Consider the following 15,453-nt stretch of genomic DNA (forward strand, 5'->3'; position numbering starts at 1 on the left):
CGGCATATCGCTCCTTCGGTGGAGAAGTGGAGGCGTCAAGCACCCCCACGATATGCCGCCTTTCCGATTCTCGCCGTCACCAACTTTCGGCGATAGCTCGCCAGGCGAGAAGCGCCCGCGGTGTTTGATAACACAGCGGAGACGTTGAGGCTTTGGACGCTTTCAAAGACGATAAGCGGGACAACAACGATGCTTCACGGCGCCGGCGCCCTTCCCTGAGGTATTTCCGGACGCTGGGATACGAGATCGTCGCGGCGGAAGAGATATCCTGGGAGGGTGCGACCTGTACTTCGAGCCCATATTCTCCGAAGATCCGTTGGCCGATCTGGCGAAGTCGCTCCTGCCGGCCCGATATCTGCCGGCCTTCTGCATTGTCCTCGCGCCGCCCGTCGAGGACAGGATCCCGGGCGACGCGCTTCGCGCCCTCGGCTTACTCGACAACGCGTCGGTCGGCTTGGTCGTTCTGAACGATGAGGGCGGAGCAAAGACCTAACGTCCGGCTACGCCTGGCGATCCGTCTCCCGGATATGCCGCCGTTTGTGAGGCATTGGCTGATCGCCGCAGGTCGTTAGGCTGAAGGCGCAAGTGGTTTTCTCGATGCGACCGCCTCACGATCGAGGCGACCATCCGGAAGCGCATGATCGCGCTGTCGCTCGCTGAAATGCGAGCCGTCGCCCGGAAGAGGCTAGGGATATCCCTAGTCGCGCGTGCCCGCGACTTGGCGCAACTTTGAGGAGGCTCGACGCTCCTGCGTGATGTCGTTGCAGCCAGATCGAGGAGAGCGAAAATGGCGCGCAAGTCTAAGTCCGCGAAGACCATGAAGGTCCGAAGGGATGCTGCCGGCAAGAAGCGGGCGGGATCGAAGGCGCAGGCCGCGGCCCCGAAGAGGTCCGTGGCTCCGGGCCGCAAGAGGCTGTTCGGCTTGGCAGGACGAACCAATCGCGCGATCTTCGATGAATGCACCGGGACGCACTGGCCGCGCGACCGCAAACTCGACCCTCCCTACAGCAGGTACGCCCTTGCGGGCCTAGCCGCACAGATCAAGCAGGCGGGCGTGCCGGTTCAGACCGCTCAGGTGCAAATGTGCGACACGGTGGGCTGCGTTCTCGACCTCATGAAAAAAGCGAATCCTGGAGGATTGTGATGGGATTTCGATCGAAGGCGGGAATCGCGGCGGGCTTTCTCCTGCTGGCCGCAATGGGGCATGCGCATTCGTCGGAGCTCACTGCGGCGGAGAAGGCGATACTCCGAAAGATCGGTGAGGATCCCGAAAAGCGCGTCCAAGCGGCAGGCATGCTCGGCACGAACCCGACGGGAGGTCCGAAGGATGCCTGGGGAGCCGTTCCCTCGGCCCGACCGCGCGAACGGATCGTCCATAGGGATGTATTTTCGGAACTAGTGCGCAAGCAGGAGCGTCCGCGAGAGGAATTGCCGTTGAAGCGGAAGACGCAGGAATTCAGTCCCTGTGCTGGGTTCAAGTTTTTGCTCCGGCAGGACTGGAAGGACATCGGTTTCCTCGAATGTCCGAAGGAAGCGGCGGACGCAGTAGGTGCGGAAGTGGCTTTCACCGACGATCGGCTCAATAAGAACCGCATTTGGTCGGTGGATGGCACTGCGGCTCTGGTCTACACGTCGGCGACATCCGATCCGGATGAATGGTGGATACCGTACTACAAGACATTTGCCACCTACGTGACCTCCCACCGAAGCTTCAATTCGTCCACCGCGCTCATGGGATCCGACATCGACAAGCTGGCCTACGGCGTCGCGGCCGAGTTCGGGTGGGTGACGGATGGCGGAGCCAACTACGTCCGCTTCCGCGGCGGCCAGGTTGAAAACAACATCAAGGGCACGACCTCCGCCAACATCACCGCAGAGTTCATTCCGGTCTACTTCCCGCTCTACTTCCAACGGCCGATCATACAGCCGTTGGGGCTTCCTATCTCGCTGCGTTTCGACCCCGAATTGCTGGTTCAATACTCCCAGATCACCGGAGGAACCAACGTTCTCGATTTCAACGGGAGAAATCAGGCTTTTCGGGTCGGACCTCAGGTCTCGCTGTTCGTCTTCCCCGAGACCGCTGGCACCAATTTTCTCTCCAAGCTGAACGGATCTCTGGCCTACCATTGGGCTTACGAAACCTATTCCGGCAAGCCGATCGACTGGCTGCAGGCGGCGCTTACATACAATATCGACGCGGCAGGTCATCTCGCCGTAGCCTTTACCTACAAACGGGGCCGCGATGAGGACACGGGGGCATTTGCGGACATCTACCGGATCGGCCTGTCGGGCAAGATCTAGGTCTCGCTCCATCTTAAACGTGACGTCGATGGATCGCTTGACCGCGGCCGTAGACGCGCCGACGTGTATCTGCAGCCTCGATCCTGCGCGAATGTTGTCTTCACGACGGGTAATCTGCAGACCGCAACGCCTTTCGCACCCGGCATCGTTTATGCCCGTGCGGGAGGACCGACACGCGTTGCTCTTGCTGATGGCCTCTGGACACAGCGGGCTAGATCGCCCGGACATTGCGAGTTGATGCGAGAGTGGGTGGCGAAGGTGATCTCTGATTTCTTACAGCTACGGCTTTGGCAACATCAACAGGACGCCGTGATCGCCGGCGAGAGATACTTCGCGTCCGGCAGCAAGCGCGGTGCTTTGATTCATATGCCGACCGGCACCGGCAAGACCGGCGTGATGGCCGTGCTCGGAATGCGGCGGGCGGCCACGGCCCCGGTGCTCGTCGTCTGCCCCTCGGCCGCGCTTGTCGCGCAGTTGATGACGGAGTTTTCCGGCCGCTTTTGGGACACCATCGGCGCTCCGGCAGAGTGGCGACCCGATGCGGTGATCCAGGCTCTTCCGGGCTCGGTAGATGTGCTTGAGACGACGCTGCTCAAATCGGCGGGCAGCGTCATCATCGTTGCGACGATCCAGGCCATCCAGCAAATTCATGCGGCAGGCGAAATAGGACGGTTCAAAGGTCGGATCGGCACCGTCATCTTCGATGAGGGGCACCGGGAGCCGGCGCCGCTCTGGGCAGCGGTGGTGCGCGAGTTCAACGTTCCAACCGTCTTGTTCAGCGCCACGCCATTTCGCGGCGACCTGAAGATATTCAACGTCGACGACGCTCAGATTCATTTCCTCTCGTTCGAGCGGGCGGTCGAGGATTGCCTCATTCGCGGAGTCACGATTGAAATAGTAAACTTGTCCGACGATGCCCGGACATTCGCTGCGCAGATCATTGCGGCAAGTGACCGCCTTGTCCGATCCGGCGAACTGGCGCCGGATCACAAGGTAATCGTACGCGGCGGAAGCGAAGACACGGTCATCGATCTCTTCGAGGCCTTCAGGGGCGCCCTTGCTGGCCGCGGCGACGGCGTCATGGCCGTGCACAACAACTTTAGCGCGGCGGGCGACAAGGGAGCGTTTCAGCGTAACGAAGTTCCCTCGGACCTAAAAAAGCGATCCGAGAGATTTCTGATTCATCAGTTCATGCTGGTCGAGGGCATAGACGATCCCAAGTGTGCCTTGCTTGCGATCTTTGAGCCATTCGGTAATACGAGAATGCTGGTGCAGCAGATCGGCCGGCTGACGCGCCAATCCGCGCCGATCGGCACGAAGATGCCGGACGCGCGCGTACTCACGAGACTGTCGGACGGGACCGCGCGTGACTGGCATAGTTTCCTGGATTATGACCGGGCCTGCGTAAGTAACGGCGGAAAGCCGCCGCTGCGCAATGGCGCAGATGTGTTGCGTGGCCTCGTTTCCGCGCTTCCTGAGATTGACTACATCGAAGGTCGCTTTCGGACCAGGATCGACCTCGACGACGACAACATCTCGGACGACCTTCGGTTTCCCAGGGCGGCGATCGTTTACGACGTCGCGGATTCGTTTGGGATGGATCGGTTCCAGGCCGAGGTTACCGCGGAACTCGACGCAGAAGACCGCTTCCAGCATCAGACCCGCGGGATAGCGGGCGGAGCATGCCGCTACCACGTCACGATGCGACTGAACCAATCGCCCTTTCTCGCGAAAGCGCTGTTTCAGACTGCGTCGCTTGAGGTGACAATCTATGCTCTCGTCGGCAGGCGCCTATATTTTTACGATAGCGCCGGTCTGTGGATCGACGAACTGAACGGTATCGGCAGCCGCGCGCGGCCCATCAATCTTCGATCATTGCTTCCCGACCATGCGGACAATTCAGTCTCATTTCTTGCCGTGAAGAATACCGACCTCGGTCCGTCGGCGCTCAGGGCGCGGACGTTGTCGGCGCGATCGCTTGAACGAGCCGGCATGTTCATGGGTGAGCACATGAACGTCGTTACTCGCGCCACGGGCTGGACGCAGGGGATCAGACGAACGGTGGGTTTCTCGCGCAGCCGGGTCAGGGACGGTGCGGGCAATGAACTCAGCGTCTCGGAGTTCATGGACTGGTGCGCCGAGGTCGACGTCGGGCTGGCTGCCGCGCCGCCGGCTTCGCCGATCTTGTCTCGTTTCGCGACCCCGACGGACACGCCGGCCGACACGACGCCCGTCAACATCCTCGTGGACATGTTGGAGCTCTCCGGGCAGTTCAACAGTTCGGCAGGCACTGGAGCGGCCCAATTCGACGCCGACGGACTTTGCGTAGATATCGAGCGCGACGACAGCAAATCGGCACCGGCGCCTTTTCGGTTTATCTTGAAGATCGATGGCACGGACGTGAAGGTGTGGATCAAGTGGGAGGCCAAAAAGAAGAAGTACTGGCTGACATCACCGGCACTCAGTGGGGTTAAGTCCAAGGCCGAAGCAAAGATTTCGCTCGCGAAAAGGCTCAACCAGTTGCAGCCGTTCCGTGTCATAACCGCCGCTCTGCAACATGCGTACGTGAATGGCGCATTCTATGCGCTTGATCTCGACCTCGCGAAACCGACCGGACCCGGACGCCTGGTCCTAGATCTCGTCGTGCCCGTGCCTGGCCTCGGCGCCGTCACGTCGGAAAAAGGCTCGCCGCGCGGTGGGGCGTTCAATACGTGGCGCCGTGGCTCGCTCTTCCGCCTGATCGACGACGCGCTGCGGAAAGCGGGCGGGACACGTGAGTTTGGAGCGCCGTTTCCCGCCTTGGTATGCGACGATTTCGGGACGGAAGGCGGAGATTTCATTGGTGTCGACGGCCGTCCCTCGAGCGCGCGTGTCGCGTTCGTGGTGGCCAAGCACAGAGCCGGAGATCCCTCGGTCTCGGCTTCCGCCTTTTACGATGTGTGTGCTCAGGGGGTGAAGAACCTGGCCTTTTTAAAAAGCGACGGCGATGACCTTCCAGGCGGATTGAACAAGTTCGATCAGTCATGGCGGCTCAGTGAAGGCAAGGGGAAGGCGAAGAAGACCGATACGGTCCCGAGGCGGCGGGCCGGCCCATCCTCGGCCGCATTCCGCAGGATGCTCGCGGACGTTAAACGAAATCCCGGCGCTGAGCGGGACATTTGGCTGGTTTGCGCGGGCGGAATGCTCTCAAAAGCGGCGCTGGAACGGGAGTTCAAGTCTACACCGCCCAAGGCGCATGTTCTTCAGTTCTATCATCTCGTCATTTCGATGTACTCAGCTTGCCAGTCGGTCGGAGTCAACCTCAAGATCTTCTGCGCGATCTGAAGGATTGAGCAGACCCCTCGTTTGCGAGGCGACTTCTCGTTCTTGAATGGCGACAGCATTCACTCGCCTCCTCATAAAGAAGCGAGATCGCGGACCCTGGGACCGGATGCGGCAGGTGCGAGCCGAAACTAGGGATTTCCCTAGTGGTATCTGGCCCCGCTTGACGCGACTATCTCTGCTACCACTGAAGCGCACATTGCTACACTCATTGAACGGGCATCGGAATGAAGAACCGCCGCGGCTCGCGCCATAGCCTGCCGACGACCCAAAAGTTGACCATCATCGCACAAGATCCCTCGATCCGCGTCAACGGGAGGATCTTGACCGCGGAGGTGGAGATTCCGGCGGAGGAGATTCTTCCCGGCCCGTGCGGTTATCGGGTGAACGTGATCGACTATGACTCGACCGGCAACGTTCTGTATGAGCCTGCCAGCTATCTTCTAAATGATAATAACAGTTATACCGATCCATTCAGGCGGAAGACGCCCGACAAGACGGCGGCAGCGCACAACGAAGCGCTCTTGTCGGACCCTCGTTTTCATAGTCAGAATACCTATGCGATATCCATGCGCATTCTGGCCCGTTTCGAGTTTGCTCTCGGCCGGCGCGTTCCATGGGGATGTGAGGGCCACCAGCTTCACATTGCGCCGCACGCCTTTGCCGACGCGAACGCGTTCTATTCCAAGGAGGACCGCGGCCTCTTCTTCGGTTATTTTAATGGCTCGAACGGCAAGCCGGTGTTTGCGTGCCTTTCTCACGACGTCGTCGCTCATGAGACGACGCACGCCCTGTTGGACGGGCTGCGTGGGCGTTATCTCGAACCCTCGTCTCCGGATCAGGCGGCATTCCACGAAGGATTTGCCGATGTGGTGGCGTTGCTTTCGGTATTCTCTCTCAAGGACATCGTGGGCAGGTTAATCGACGGCGATACCGGCGGCGCGCGTCTCATCGACCAGACATTTCTCGAACCGAAGGTGCTTAGGGAATCCGTCCTTTTCGGCCTCGCCAAGCAGATGGGGCAGGAACTGTCGAATGTTCGCGGTAGGGCGTTGCGCCGCTCCGTCGAACTCACCCCGGGGAAGGACTACTCGTCGATGCCGGAATTCCAGGAGCCTCACAGACGAGGTGAGCTCCTGGTAGCAGCGATGATGAACTCATTCCTAGATATATGGCTGAAGCGTTTGGACCGCGTCGGGTTCATCCAGGCCAAAAAACGGGATCGTAGCTTGGTGATCGACGAGGGGGCCGCGGTCGCGGAGCATCTGCTCACGATGTCGATTCGCGCGCTCGACTACTGCCCACCGACGGATATTCGTTTCTCCGACTATCTTTCCGCACTGCTGACGATCGATCGCGAGGTGGTGCCGGACGACACGAGGTTCAATTACCGCGAAACGCTGCTGAAGCGCTTTGCGGCCTATGGCATTCGGCCGGATGACCATGCCGACAAGGATGGAACCTGGCGTCGATGCGATCTCGATCTCGTCTACAGCCGTACTCATTTCGATTCGATGTTGCGCGACAAGGAAGAGGTCTTTCGCTTTCTTTGGGAGAACCGGGAAGCGCTCGACATCGTCCGTGAAGGGTACGTCGAAGTCGAAACGGTCCGGCCGAGCTTTCGTATCGGCCCTGATGGCTTCATCTTGCGCGAAACGGTGGCGGAATACGTTCAGATCATGACTCTCGAGGTCGGTGAACTGAAGCAGGCGCTGGATATCGAACCGCCCAAGGACATGCCCGCATGGAAGCGCGTCCGCATATTCGGGGGCGGCGCCTTGATCTTCAACGAGTACGGTCAACTGAAATACCAGATCAGGAACCGGATCGAGGATTCGAAGAGACAGACGGCCCGGCTCCGATATCTCTGGGAGACCGGGTATTTCGAGCAACAGTCCGACGGCAAGTCACACTTTGCCGAACTTCACCTCGCCAGGGCAACGGATTGAGGATCACATGGCCCGATCTGCACCCAAAAGCCTGAAAATTCGCACGTACCACGTGGGCTTCGGCGATTGCTTTCTGTTGAGTTTCGCGTACGTGAATGGTCCGGAACGGCATGTGCTCATCGACTATGGTTCGACGGGACTGCCGCCGAAGACTCCGAAGACACGGATGATGGATATCGCGGAAGACATCAGGAAGCGGACGGGCGGCAAGCTGCATGCGGTGGTGGCCACCCACCGGCACAAGGATCACATTTCCGGATTCGAGACCAAGAAGGGCGGCAAGGGGACGGGCGATGTGATCCGGTCGCTGAAGCCGGATCTGGTGGTGCAGCCTTGGACGGAGGATCCCGACCTGGGCGTGAATGCTACGGGCCCTACCGCTCAGGCAGCGGCAGGCGAGAAGAAGCGCATTGCCATGCTTTCCTCCATGCAGGCTGTTGCGGAACAGACGATCGTTCAGACCAAGGCAACGCGATACTTCAGCAAGGAATTGCGCAGCCAGTTCTACTTCCTGGGCGAGAGCAACATCAACAATCCCGGCGCCGTCAAGAACTTGATGACCATGGGAAAGAAGACGGAGTACGTCTACGCCGGGAAGAAGACTTCGCTAGGGTCGTTGCTCGGAGTGCAGATCGACGTGCTCGGACCACCCACGGTGAAGCAGACAGCGACGATTAAGAAGCAGCGCGCAAGAGATCCAAATGAGTTTTGGCAATTGCAGGCGCGCGCGATGAGCGCTGCCTCGACGGCCGAAGGCGCGGGGGGCCAGGTTCTGTTTCCCAGGCACGTCCGCAGCAGCGGGCCGAAATTCCCTGTCGAGGCCAGATGGCTCGTCTACCATGCTCGCAATATTCGTGGCGACAATCTGCTTCAAATCGTGCGGATGCTCGATAAGGCCATGAACAATACCAGCGTCATTTTGCTGATGCGCGTGGGCAAGGCCAGCCTTCTGTTCCCCGGTGACGCACAGATTGAGAATTGGCAGTATGCATTGGACAAGGCCGAAAATAGGAAGCTGCTTGCTGCGGTTGATGTCTATAAGGTCGGACATCACGGCAGCCTCAACGCGACGCCAAAGACACTTTGGGAGGGCTTCCGCAAGAAGTCGAAGGTGCACGGCGACAAGACGCGACTGCGCACGCTGATGTCGACGATGGAACACAAGCATGGTAGCGAAGAAAGCCATACGGAAGTCCCTCGAGGGACGCTCGTGAGCGCGCTAAAGACGCAGTCGGAGTTCTTCTCCACGCAGCAGCTCGAAGGCAGTGACTTCTATCACGAGACCGAGGTGACTTTTTCTTAGCCGTCCACGATCACGGCGTCTTTCGGCAGTTTGCTCGCATATTCCTTGCCGCGTTCGTAAGCCGAACGGTGTATAGACGGTGCCGGCGGGATCGTGCGTTTTCGTCCCAGGTTCATTTTTCGACCCTCGATACCGCTATCGCGATCGTAGTGCCGCTTCAGCAGAAATTCTGCGGGCCACCACCATCCGGCGAGGGACTCGTGCGCGGGCGCGGTGCCGTCAGGCTTCACATATTTCCCGCCCCGGTCGCCTAGCACGGTTGCACGCCGCTCCTCGTCGAAAACGAGTTGCAGGCCGGCCACCTCGTCCATCATCCATTTGAGCGGGACTTTTGACAGTGCGCTCTGGCATTCGGGATATCCGCCGCCGACATCGCAATGGACGCCGGGAAACCAAATCTGCTTCATGTCTTTCGGACCTGTTTCCTCCAGGGTACGGGCCGGCCACCACAAATTCGAACGGAAGAATGCCCGTCGCTCGTCGAGCGCGATGGCATGCCGTCCGTGGGCGATTTCCGGATTGCTCGCGCTGTAGGGCAGACGCAACTGGTTCTCCACCCAGCCTACTGAACTCACGGTATCCCACACGCCGACGAAGTGGGGCCGACATTTTCCTGCTCTGTCGAATGTCTCCCGGAATTCCGATGCAAGATCGAAGCTCGCGTCGCGGTCACTCTTTTCCTTCGCGGAATTTACCGCGTGGAGCATCCGGACCGCGTAGGGTACGAAGGGCTCGCTTCCTTTAGGCAGCAGACCGTACATCTTCAATAAGGAAGCTACTGCGCGGACCGTATAGGCCCCTCTGCTGAACCCGAACATGTACACGCGGTCGCCTTTCTCGAAGTTATTCATCAGGAATACGTACGCATCTCCGATGTCGCGTTCGAGGCCGGCGCCGAAGGCGAGTCCGGCCCATTTGGTAATCGTTTTGGTGAATCCGAGCAGCGCGCCCGGCGCTTCCATTGTGCCGAGACCGGGATGATAGGATACGATTTGCTTGGCAGGATCCTGGACGAGCGCGTAGTAGAGCTTCACCACGTTCGTGCGATCGCTTGCGAACTCGTTCGCTGTGCCATCGCAGCAAAGCACAATGTTTCGGCTCATTTCGAGGTCTCCCTAATGGCCAATCAGCGTCTGCACGAGCGTAATTGCCCTTGGCCTTATGTACACTTCTTTGATGTTGCTCCGCCCCAGGGTTTCCCGGGGTTTGACACATTGAAATCGACGCAGTGTTGGTTCTGTTCCGAAAGTAAGACCCCGTTCCATCCGAGCTGGAGTTAGAGCGCCTCGACCTCGCGACCTTGATGTTCAACTATCACGACCTCGGACATCTCGGCGTCGATCGCGCGGCCATGAACAAAGCAGTGTTTCGCGCGCTCAAGCCAAGAGCTCCCTATTTAATTGCTGACCATTCGGGGCGACCCGGTTCCGGCATCTCTGAATCCGGCACCTTGCATCGCGTCGAAGAAGCGTTTCTTCGGCAGGAAATTGAAGCGGCCGGATTTAAGCTGATCGACGCAGGGATTTCCTCCGTAACCCGAACGATCCCAGGGGACAAGAATACGCCCGATCCTCCGCAACCGAAGGACGAATTCGTGCTCAACTTCGTAAAGCCTTGAGTTCGACCGGGCGAATTCGCACGTCAGTTGTTATGGAAGAAGTCGGCCCGTTCTTCACTTTCCATCGGCTGAGATCAGCTGGACACACTCAGCCGCAAATTGATCGAAGCCGCTGTTGTAGGTCTGCAGAAGTGGCACCCCAACAGTTCCCCGGGACGGGAAAACTTCTTCGATGACCGCTTTCTTGTCTTCATCTGCGCCCGGGCCTATGTAAAAAATGATCTTTTCACGCCCGTCCTCGGCTTCCTCCGCGAACTGACGAATAACGAACCGAAGCAAGGCATCATCCGGTGGCAGACTGTAGCCCACAATGATTAGTACGGTCGTTTCGTGCAGGAGCCGCACGGCCTTAGGAAAAACCGCTCTAAAATAGGGGTCAGAATAGTCCTGCTCTCTCGAGGCCAGCATCAACACAGGCGGATCACGCATCACTTGCTCTGGCGATCTTTCGTTGTAATCGAGGACATATTCGTTGCCTCGTCTAAGGATTTCGAAGCCCCCATTAATCTTCAGAAGATGACGCACCAGCCAGTGCTCATGCACGGGAACGATATTGGCTTCGTTCACAATGTCGATTGGGGTAAAGCCCCTGTATGTGTACAGAAACAGTGAATCATCCGGACCTAACGTGTTGTCCAGAATAGTTTCTATCACGTAGTCGTAGTTCGTCGTGACGAAGTGAGTGCGGATCCCCTCAACAAACGGCTGAGACCCGTCAATTCGGTCGAAAAGATAGCGAAAGAATGCCAGCACATCTTGCTGGGGCTTCGTCGGTGCTTTCAGGGGAAATTTTTGAACCTCCCCGTCGAAATAGTTGAGCTTTGTGATCGCGTCATAACGATCGAGGACGGCAGCGCGTAGAGCGCCTCGAAACATCTTAATATTCTGCTCGTCTACGTACCTCGAGCGAACGTCTGGATAACGATCATACATATCCATCCGATAGATGATCTGCCGCAGTCGTTCAGGAGTGATTTCGCGAAGGGGATCTAGCCCGAACATCCGATCAAGCGCCCCCATATTGGCCACTCGCTCTATAATTTTCGGCTTGAGCGTAAATAGCTCAGATCCGATTGGGGCTTTCGGATCCCAGGACTTCGAGAACCCCGCCCCCGCAAAGAACGTGAAGTTAGTAAGGGCTTTGTCTTGAGGCTCTGGCCCCTGTTGGTAGCTAAAGTGCCGTACGCACTCCATGAAGGCCTGCACGGCCGGAGAAATGGATTTCGAAGTCATGATTCTTGAGACCGTTGGATATTTTTTCGGATCAATTTTTGCTCTCAACCGTCACGGCAATGGCCTCTGCGAGGAGCATGCTACTCTGACAGTCCTTGCGAAAATTGGAGCGACAGAGACACCGCATTTAGCAACAGCTGGGATGAAACCGTTGCTAATCTCATTGCGTGCTCTTCTGTATCTGGAGTCGGACAACAGTCCGGCCGCTTTGCTAGGAAGTGATCGCGCGTATTCCCCGGCTGAAGCGTGGTCGCCCGGTTGTGAAAAAGCCGCTGCAAGCGTTCTTTTCGTCGCAACGATCGCATTCTTCCACGAAGCCGTTTTTCCAATCCGAGATCGACTGGAGCGCGCGCGGCCAAACAGACTTTGGAAGAACACACTTGGGAAGGTTGTACACCGATACGTTGACGCCAGCGGCACTCAAGTGATCGACGGCTCTTGCGAGCCCAGCGCCATAGTCCACCGGATCCATCCAAAGCATGGCATCGTTCGCGATGGCAAAGCCCGTGTTTTCGAGGCCCATGAACGCGACGTGATCGACGAACGGCAGATTGCGGGCAAGCCACCGGCCCGTGTCCTCAATGATGGGCGCGGTCAATGCATGCAGGACGACGCGGATTTCCACGCGTTGTCTTCGGTCCTTGAGCTTTAGGATGCCTAGGATTGTCTCGTCGAATGCGCCCTCGGCCTGCACCACGTGATCATGGACATGATCGACGGCGGCATAGACCGGAATGGCCGCCATCAAGTTCGGGTGGCCGATCTCTTTCCAGGCGTCGACGATCCGCGAGTCGGCGAACGCCCGGCCGTTGGTCAGCACCTGTATGGCGGTTGCCGGCAGCCGATCGCGGCACTCCTTCAGGACGGCGATGAAGTCTTCCCAATCCGACAGCGTCTCTCCGCCGGTGAATGTCAGCGCGGGGGTCGCGGCGTCGACGAGCGGCAGGCTTTCTTTGATTTCGCCGAGGATCCACCGGTCATCGACATTTTTAGGTGGTTGCGAGCACATCAGGCAATAATTGTTGCACCGTTCCGTGACAAGAAACGAGTTGTGCGCCGACTTCCGGCGATACAGCGTACGGAATTTCCTCGATACATGATCGAACCCGATGATGTCTCCGTCCGCGAGATGGTCATATCTCGGGGAGACCGCGACGAGCCGTCCTTTGAACGTGCCGGGTAGATCGATCGGGCTGTCAGAGATGACAAGGATGGATGGCCAATCGGCTTCTATCGCGCGTTGGACTTCGTCCGGCGTTCTGGCGATTGCGAAATCAGCCACGTGACGTTCGGCATTGCTGTCGATCGACCGGAGCCTGAGGGCTGATCGGGTCTTGTTCGATGAAAATCCATCGCTCTGCGAGGCTATGCCATAGAGAGGGAGGGTCATGCAGCGGCCCATCGCCGCAAGATGGCAGCATCTTCCGGACAACTCTCCAGAATGTCCAACAGCAGCCCCATGATGCCTTTTTGCCGAGCGCAAAATGCCGACAGAGGCTTGATTCCCAGGGCGTCACCCTGCGTCGCGTGATGATAGACCGGGTCCGCCCCGCAGTGGCTCTCGTACACGCAGGTCGAGCATTCGGGCGCGCACTGCGTGAGCGATGACGAAATCGCGCCGATCAGCTTATCCGACAGGATGAGAGAATTGTAACTGTCACGTTCGACATGACCGAGCCTGAAAGCGTCGTCACCGGTCTCGGCGAGCATCCTGCCTTCATCCGATGCGAAAACACTGCCATCATAGTTGTAGACTAGGGCGCCAAGGCCGGCGCCCGCGGGGCTGCGCAAATCAACGTAGCCGATGGGCCTGTCCGAGAGCATGCGTGTGAGAAGCAGCGCCGCATAGAACTCCCGGAACGGGGTGCCCTGTCGGTTGATTTCCAGGACGCGGCGTAATCCTCGCTCATAGAACGCCAGCCACTTCTGCGCGTCGTACTTGGCGAACTGCTTCGTTTTGATCGCAAAACCGAACGGAGAAAGCGGGCGCAGGAAGATGCCATCCAACCCCAGTTGGAGATATTCGTCGATGATTTCATCGACGCGGTCGAGGCTCGCCTCTGTAGTAGTCATCAAGGCCCCGATCATGTCGGGACCTAAAACCTCCCTGGCTCGCCGGATTCCAGCAACAGCTAGTTCATGACTGTTTGCACCGGGTCGGGGACGGTTCTTGTTGTGTAGATCGGCGGGACCGTCCAGGGAGGTGGAGAGCAGGACGTTGTTCGCTCTACAAAACTCAAGAACGGCGTCATCCAATAACGCCAAGTTCGACGCGATCACGAAGTCGAGCTTTTTGCCGGATCGTTGCTTCGCAGCGGCAACAATCTTCCTGATCAGCGGAAAATTGAGAAGTGGCTCCCCACCTTGGAACTCGATTTTGATCCGTGCCGTCGGGCTGGCGAACGCGATGTCGAGCGCACGCATCGCGGTTTCTTCGCTCATGTCGAAGCGTGAGCGGTCGGTACTTTGACGCGAGACCTGGCAATATGGGCAAGAGTGTTCGCACCGCAGCGTCACGACGAAAATATGAAGCGGGGTCGTCTGCTGCAGGAACGACATCCGGCTCCTGAGCCGGGCGGCCAAAAGCTGCCGTTGCGCCTTCTGGCTCGCTCCGGTGACCAGATGAGCGGCATAGGCCTTTTCGTAGAGGCCGTCGCCGGGTCGGACCCGAAGGTCGACCAGCCTGGTCAGTTCATCCTCCGTCAGGCGGGTGAAATCGCCGACCATGTTGGCGAGGAGATACTGGTTTGCTCCGGTGCGCTCAAAATTGAACGGCAACAACGATAGATCTTCAGTTTTCGCTCTGAACTTCTCAGGAGATAAAAACCGCGCCATGGTCCTCCGGCCGGCTTCTATCCGGCATCATTTTGGTTAGTGGCCAAGGCCCCGAAGGCAAGCGCGAGGATGACGTTCCGAACGCCTTCGGTTTTTTCAGCGATGCGAATCCGCAAGTTTTCGTCGGCGACAAGGTACAGAAACCGCTCCTTCAGTTCGTCCGAACTAAGCACAGCTCCTTTTTGCGGATTGCCAGAAGAAACTAAGCGGCAAATATAGCGGTCGCCTGCCCGGTCAACCTGGCAGGTCGCCGACCCAATGAGTCGATAGGCTGCCGCATCCAAAGCGCTCAGGCTTTGGATGCTCGCATCGAAATCGACAGCGACCTGAGGCGCCGGAGGAAACTTAGCGGCTGGATGCATGAGAGGCATGAGAAGCATGCGACGCGTGGGAGCTATGTCCCGCGACGATGGTGCCGTCGGCCTGCTTCGTCATCACGAACCCGAGAAGGTCTTCCCCCGCCTGATAGTAGGCATTTGCCTTAGGCTTAGTGCCGGTGTTTTCGGACGCTACCGCGGTCGTATCGTTGGCAACTGCGGTCTTGGCCTCAGCGCCCTGAACCGACATTCCGGTGAGCGATGCGAGTGCCGCGCCAAGCGAAAGCACAACTTTTGATTTCTCAGTCATATCCGCCAGCCCCGGTCTGATTCATCTGAAGAACTGGGTTAATACAACTTCCGAGGGCACTTAGTCTACAGCTCCATTGCCCATTATCACCCGATTTTAGTCTACCCTAGGTCAAGATCGTCCCGGGTCAGGTTTCGGCGGACGCCGGGCAGGCAGTCTCTGTCGCAAGTGGCTTGTGCGTCAAGGAAGCGCCTCTGGGCGCCGCAGTCGGCTCCATCGGCACCGTTCAAGCCGGCTTTGGCCATGCGAAGCGGAGAGCGAGATAC

The 15,453-nt window shown here is 58.4% G+C and carries 13 protein-coding genes; 7 read left to right on the plus strand and 6 right to left on the minus strand.

Translation table 11 applies throughout. The features are described from left to right. Positions 1-316: 316 nt before the first annotated feature. The 6 genes from IVB50_RS26810 to IVB50_RS26835 all read left to right on the plus strand — a co-directional run bounded on the left by IVB50_RS26810 (position 317) and on the right by IVB50_RS26835 (position 8,874). On the plus strand, positions 317-493 hold the full coding sequence (locus IVB50_RS26810; RefSeq protein ID WP_247298047.1) for a hypothetical protein: 177 nt from the start codon (positions 317-319) through the stop codon (positions 491-493). A gap of 294 nt (positions 494-787) precedes the next feature. Further along, a complete protein-coding gene (locus IVB50_RS26815; RefSeq protein WP_247298050.1) occupies positions 788-1,144 on the plus strand; it encodes a hypothetical protein in 357 nt (118 codons plus the stop codon). Further along, complete coding sequence (locus IVB50_RS26820) at positions 1,144-2,301, plus strand: hypothetical protein (protein WP_247298053.1); 1,158 nt, start codon at positions 1,144-1,146, stop codon at positions 2,299-2,301. Before IVB50_RS26815 ends, IVB50_RS26820 begins: the two co-directional genes overlap by 1 nt. A gap of 249 nt (positions 2,302-2,550) precedes the next feature. Then, positions 2,551-5,625 (plus strand): DEAD/DEAH box helicase family protein, encoded by a 3,075-nt coding sequence (locus IVB50_RS26825; RefSeq protein WP_247298056.1) that lies wholly within the window; start codon positions 2,551-2,553, stop codon positions 5,623-5,625. Positions 5,626-5,849: 224 nt separating this feature from the next. Beyond that, positions 5,850-7,571, plus strand: a complete 1,722-nt coding sequence (locus IVB50_RS26830; protein ID WP_247298058.1) for a hypothetical protein — start codon at positions 5,850-5,852, stop codon at positions 7,569-7,571. A 7-nt stretch (positions 7,572-7,578) separates the two neighbouring features. Next, on the plus strand, positions 7,579-8,874 hold the full coding sequence (locus IVB50_RS26835; protein ID WP_247298060.1) for a hypothetical protein: 1,296 nt from the start codon (positions 7,579-7,581) through the stop codon (positions 8,872-8,874). Here IVB50_RS26835 and IVB50_RS26840 read toward each other — a convergent pair. Continuing rightward, positions 8,871-9,977, minus strand: coding sequence for a DUF2235 domain-containing protein (locus IVB50_RS26840; RefSeq protein ID WP_247298061.1), 1,107 nt, complete (start codon positions 9,975-9,977; stop codon positions 8,871-8,873). The genes IVB50_RS26835 and IVB50_RS26840 overlap by 4 nt on opposite strands. A gap of 200 nt (positions 9,978-10,177) precedes the next feature. Here IVB50_RS26840 and IVB50_RS26845 point away from each other — a divergent pair, with 200 nt between their 5' ends. Next, complete coding sequence (locus tag IVB50_RS26845) at positions 10,178-10,492, plus strand: hypothetical protein (protein WP_247298063.1); 315 nt, start codon at positions 10,178-10,180, stop codon at positions 10,490-10,492. A 54-nt stretch (positions 10,493-10,546) separates the two neighbouring features. Here the strand turns inward: IVB50_RS26845 and IVB50_RS26850 are convergent, their stop codons facing one another. The 5 genes from IVB50_RS26850 to hxsA2 all read right to left on the minus strand — a co-directional run bounded on the left by IVB50_RS26850 (position 10,547) and on the right by hxsA2 (position 15,187). Continuing rightward, entirely contained in the window at positions 10,547-11,725 is a 1,179-nt protein-coding gene (locus IVB50_RS26850; protein WP_247298065.1) for an SIR2 family protein, read from the minus strand. Positions 11,726-11,936: 211 nt separating this feature from the next. After that, complete coding sequence (hxsC, locus tag IVB50_RS26855) at positions 11,937-13,115, minus strand: His-Xaa-Ser system radical SAM maturase HxsC (RefSeq protein WP_247298069.1); 1,179 nt, start codon at positions 13,113-13,115, stop codon at positions 11,937-11,939. Then, positions 13,112-14,560 (minus strand): His-Xaa-Ser system radical SAM maturase HxsB, encoded by a 1,449-nt coding sequence (gene hxsB / locus IVB50_RS26860; RefSeq protein WP_247298071.1) that lies wholly within the window; start codon positions 14,558-14,560, stop codon positions 13,112-13,114. Before hxsB ends, hxsC begins: the two co-directional genes overlap by 4 nt. Positions 14,561-14,577: 17 nt before the next feature. Further along, the gene (locus IVB50_RS26865; protein ID WP_247298074.1) at positions 14,578-14,931 is read right to left on the minus strand and encodes a hypothetical protein; all 354 of its coding nucleotides are present in this window, start codon (positions 14,929-14,931) and stop codon (positions 14,578-14,580) included. After that, the gene (gene hxsA2 / locus IVB50_RS26870; RefSeq protein ID WP_247298077.1) at positions 14,906-15,187 is read right to left on the minus strand and encodes a His-Xaa-Ser repeat protein HxsA2; all 282 of its coding nucleotides are present in this window, start codon (positions 15,185-15,187) and stop codon (positions 14,906-14,908) included. The genes IVB50_RS26865 and hxsA2 overlap by 26 nt, the downstream gene beginning before the upstream one ends. Positions 15,188-15,453: the final 266 nt, after the last annotated feature.

Source organism: Bradyrhizobium sp. 87, from assembly GCF_023073015.1.
GTDB classification, from domain to species: Bacteria; Pseudomonadota; Alphaproteobacteria; order Rhizobiales; family Xanthobacteraceae; genus Bradyrhizobium; species Bradyrhizobium canariense_D.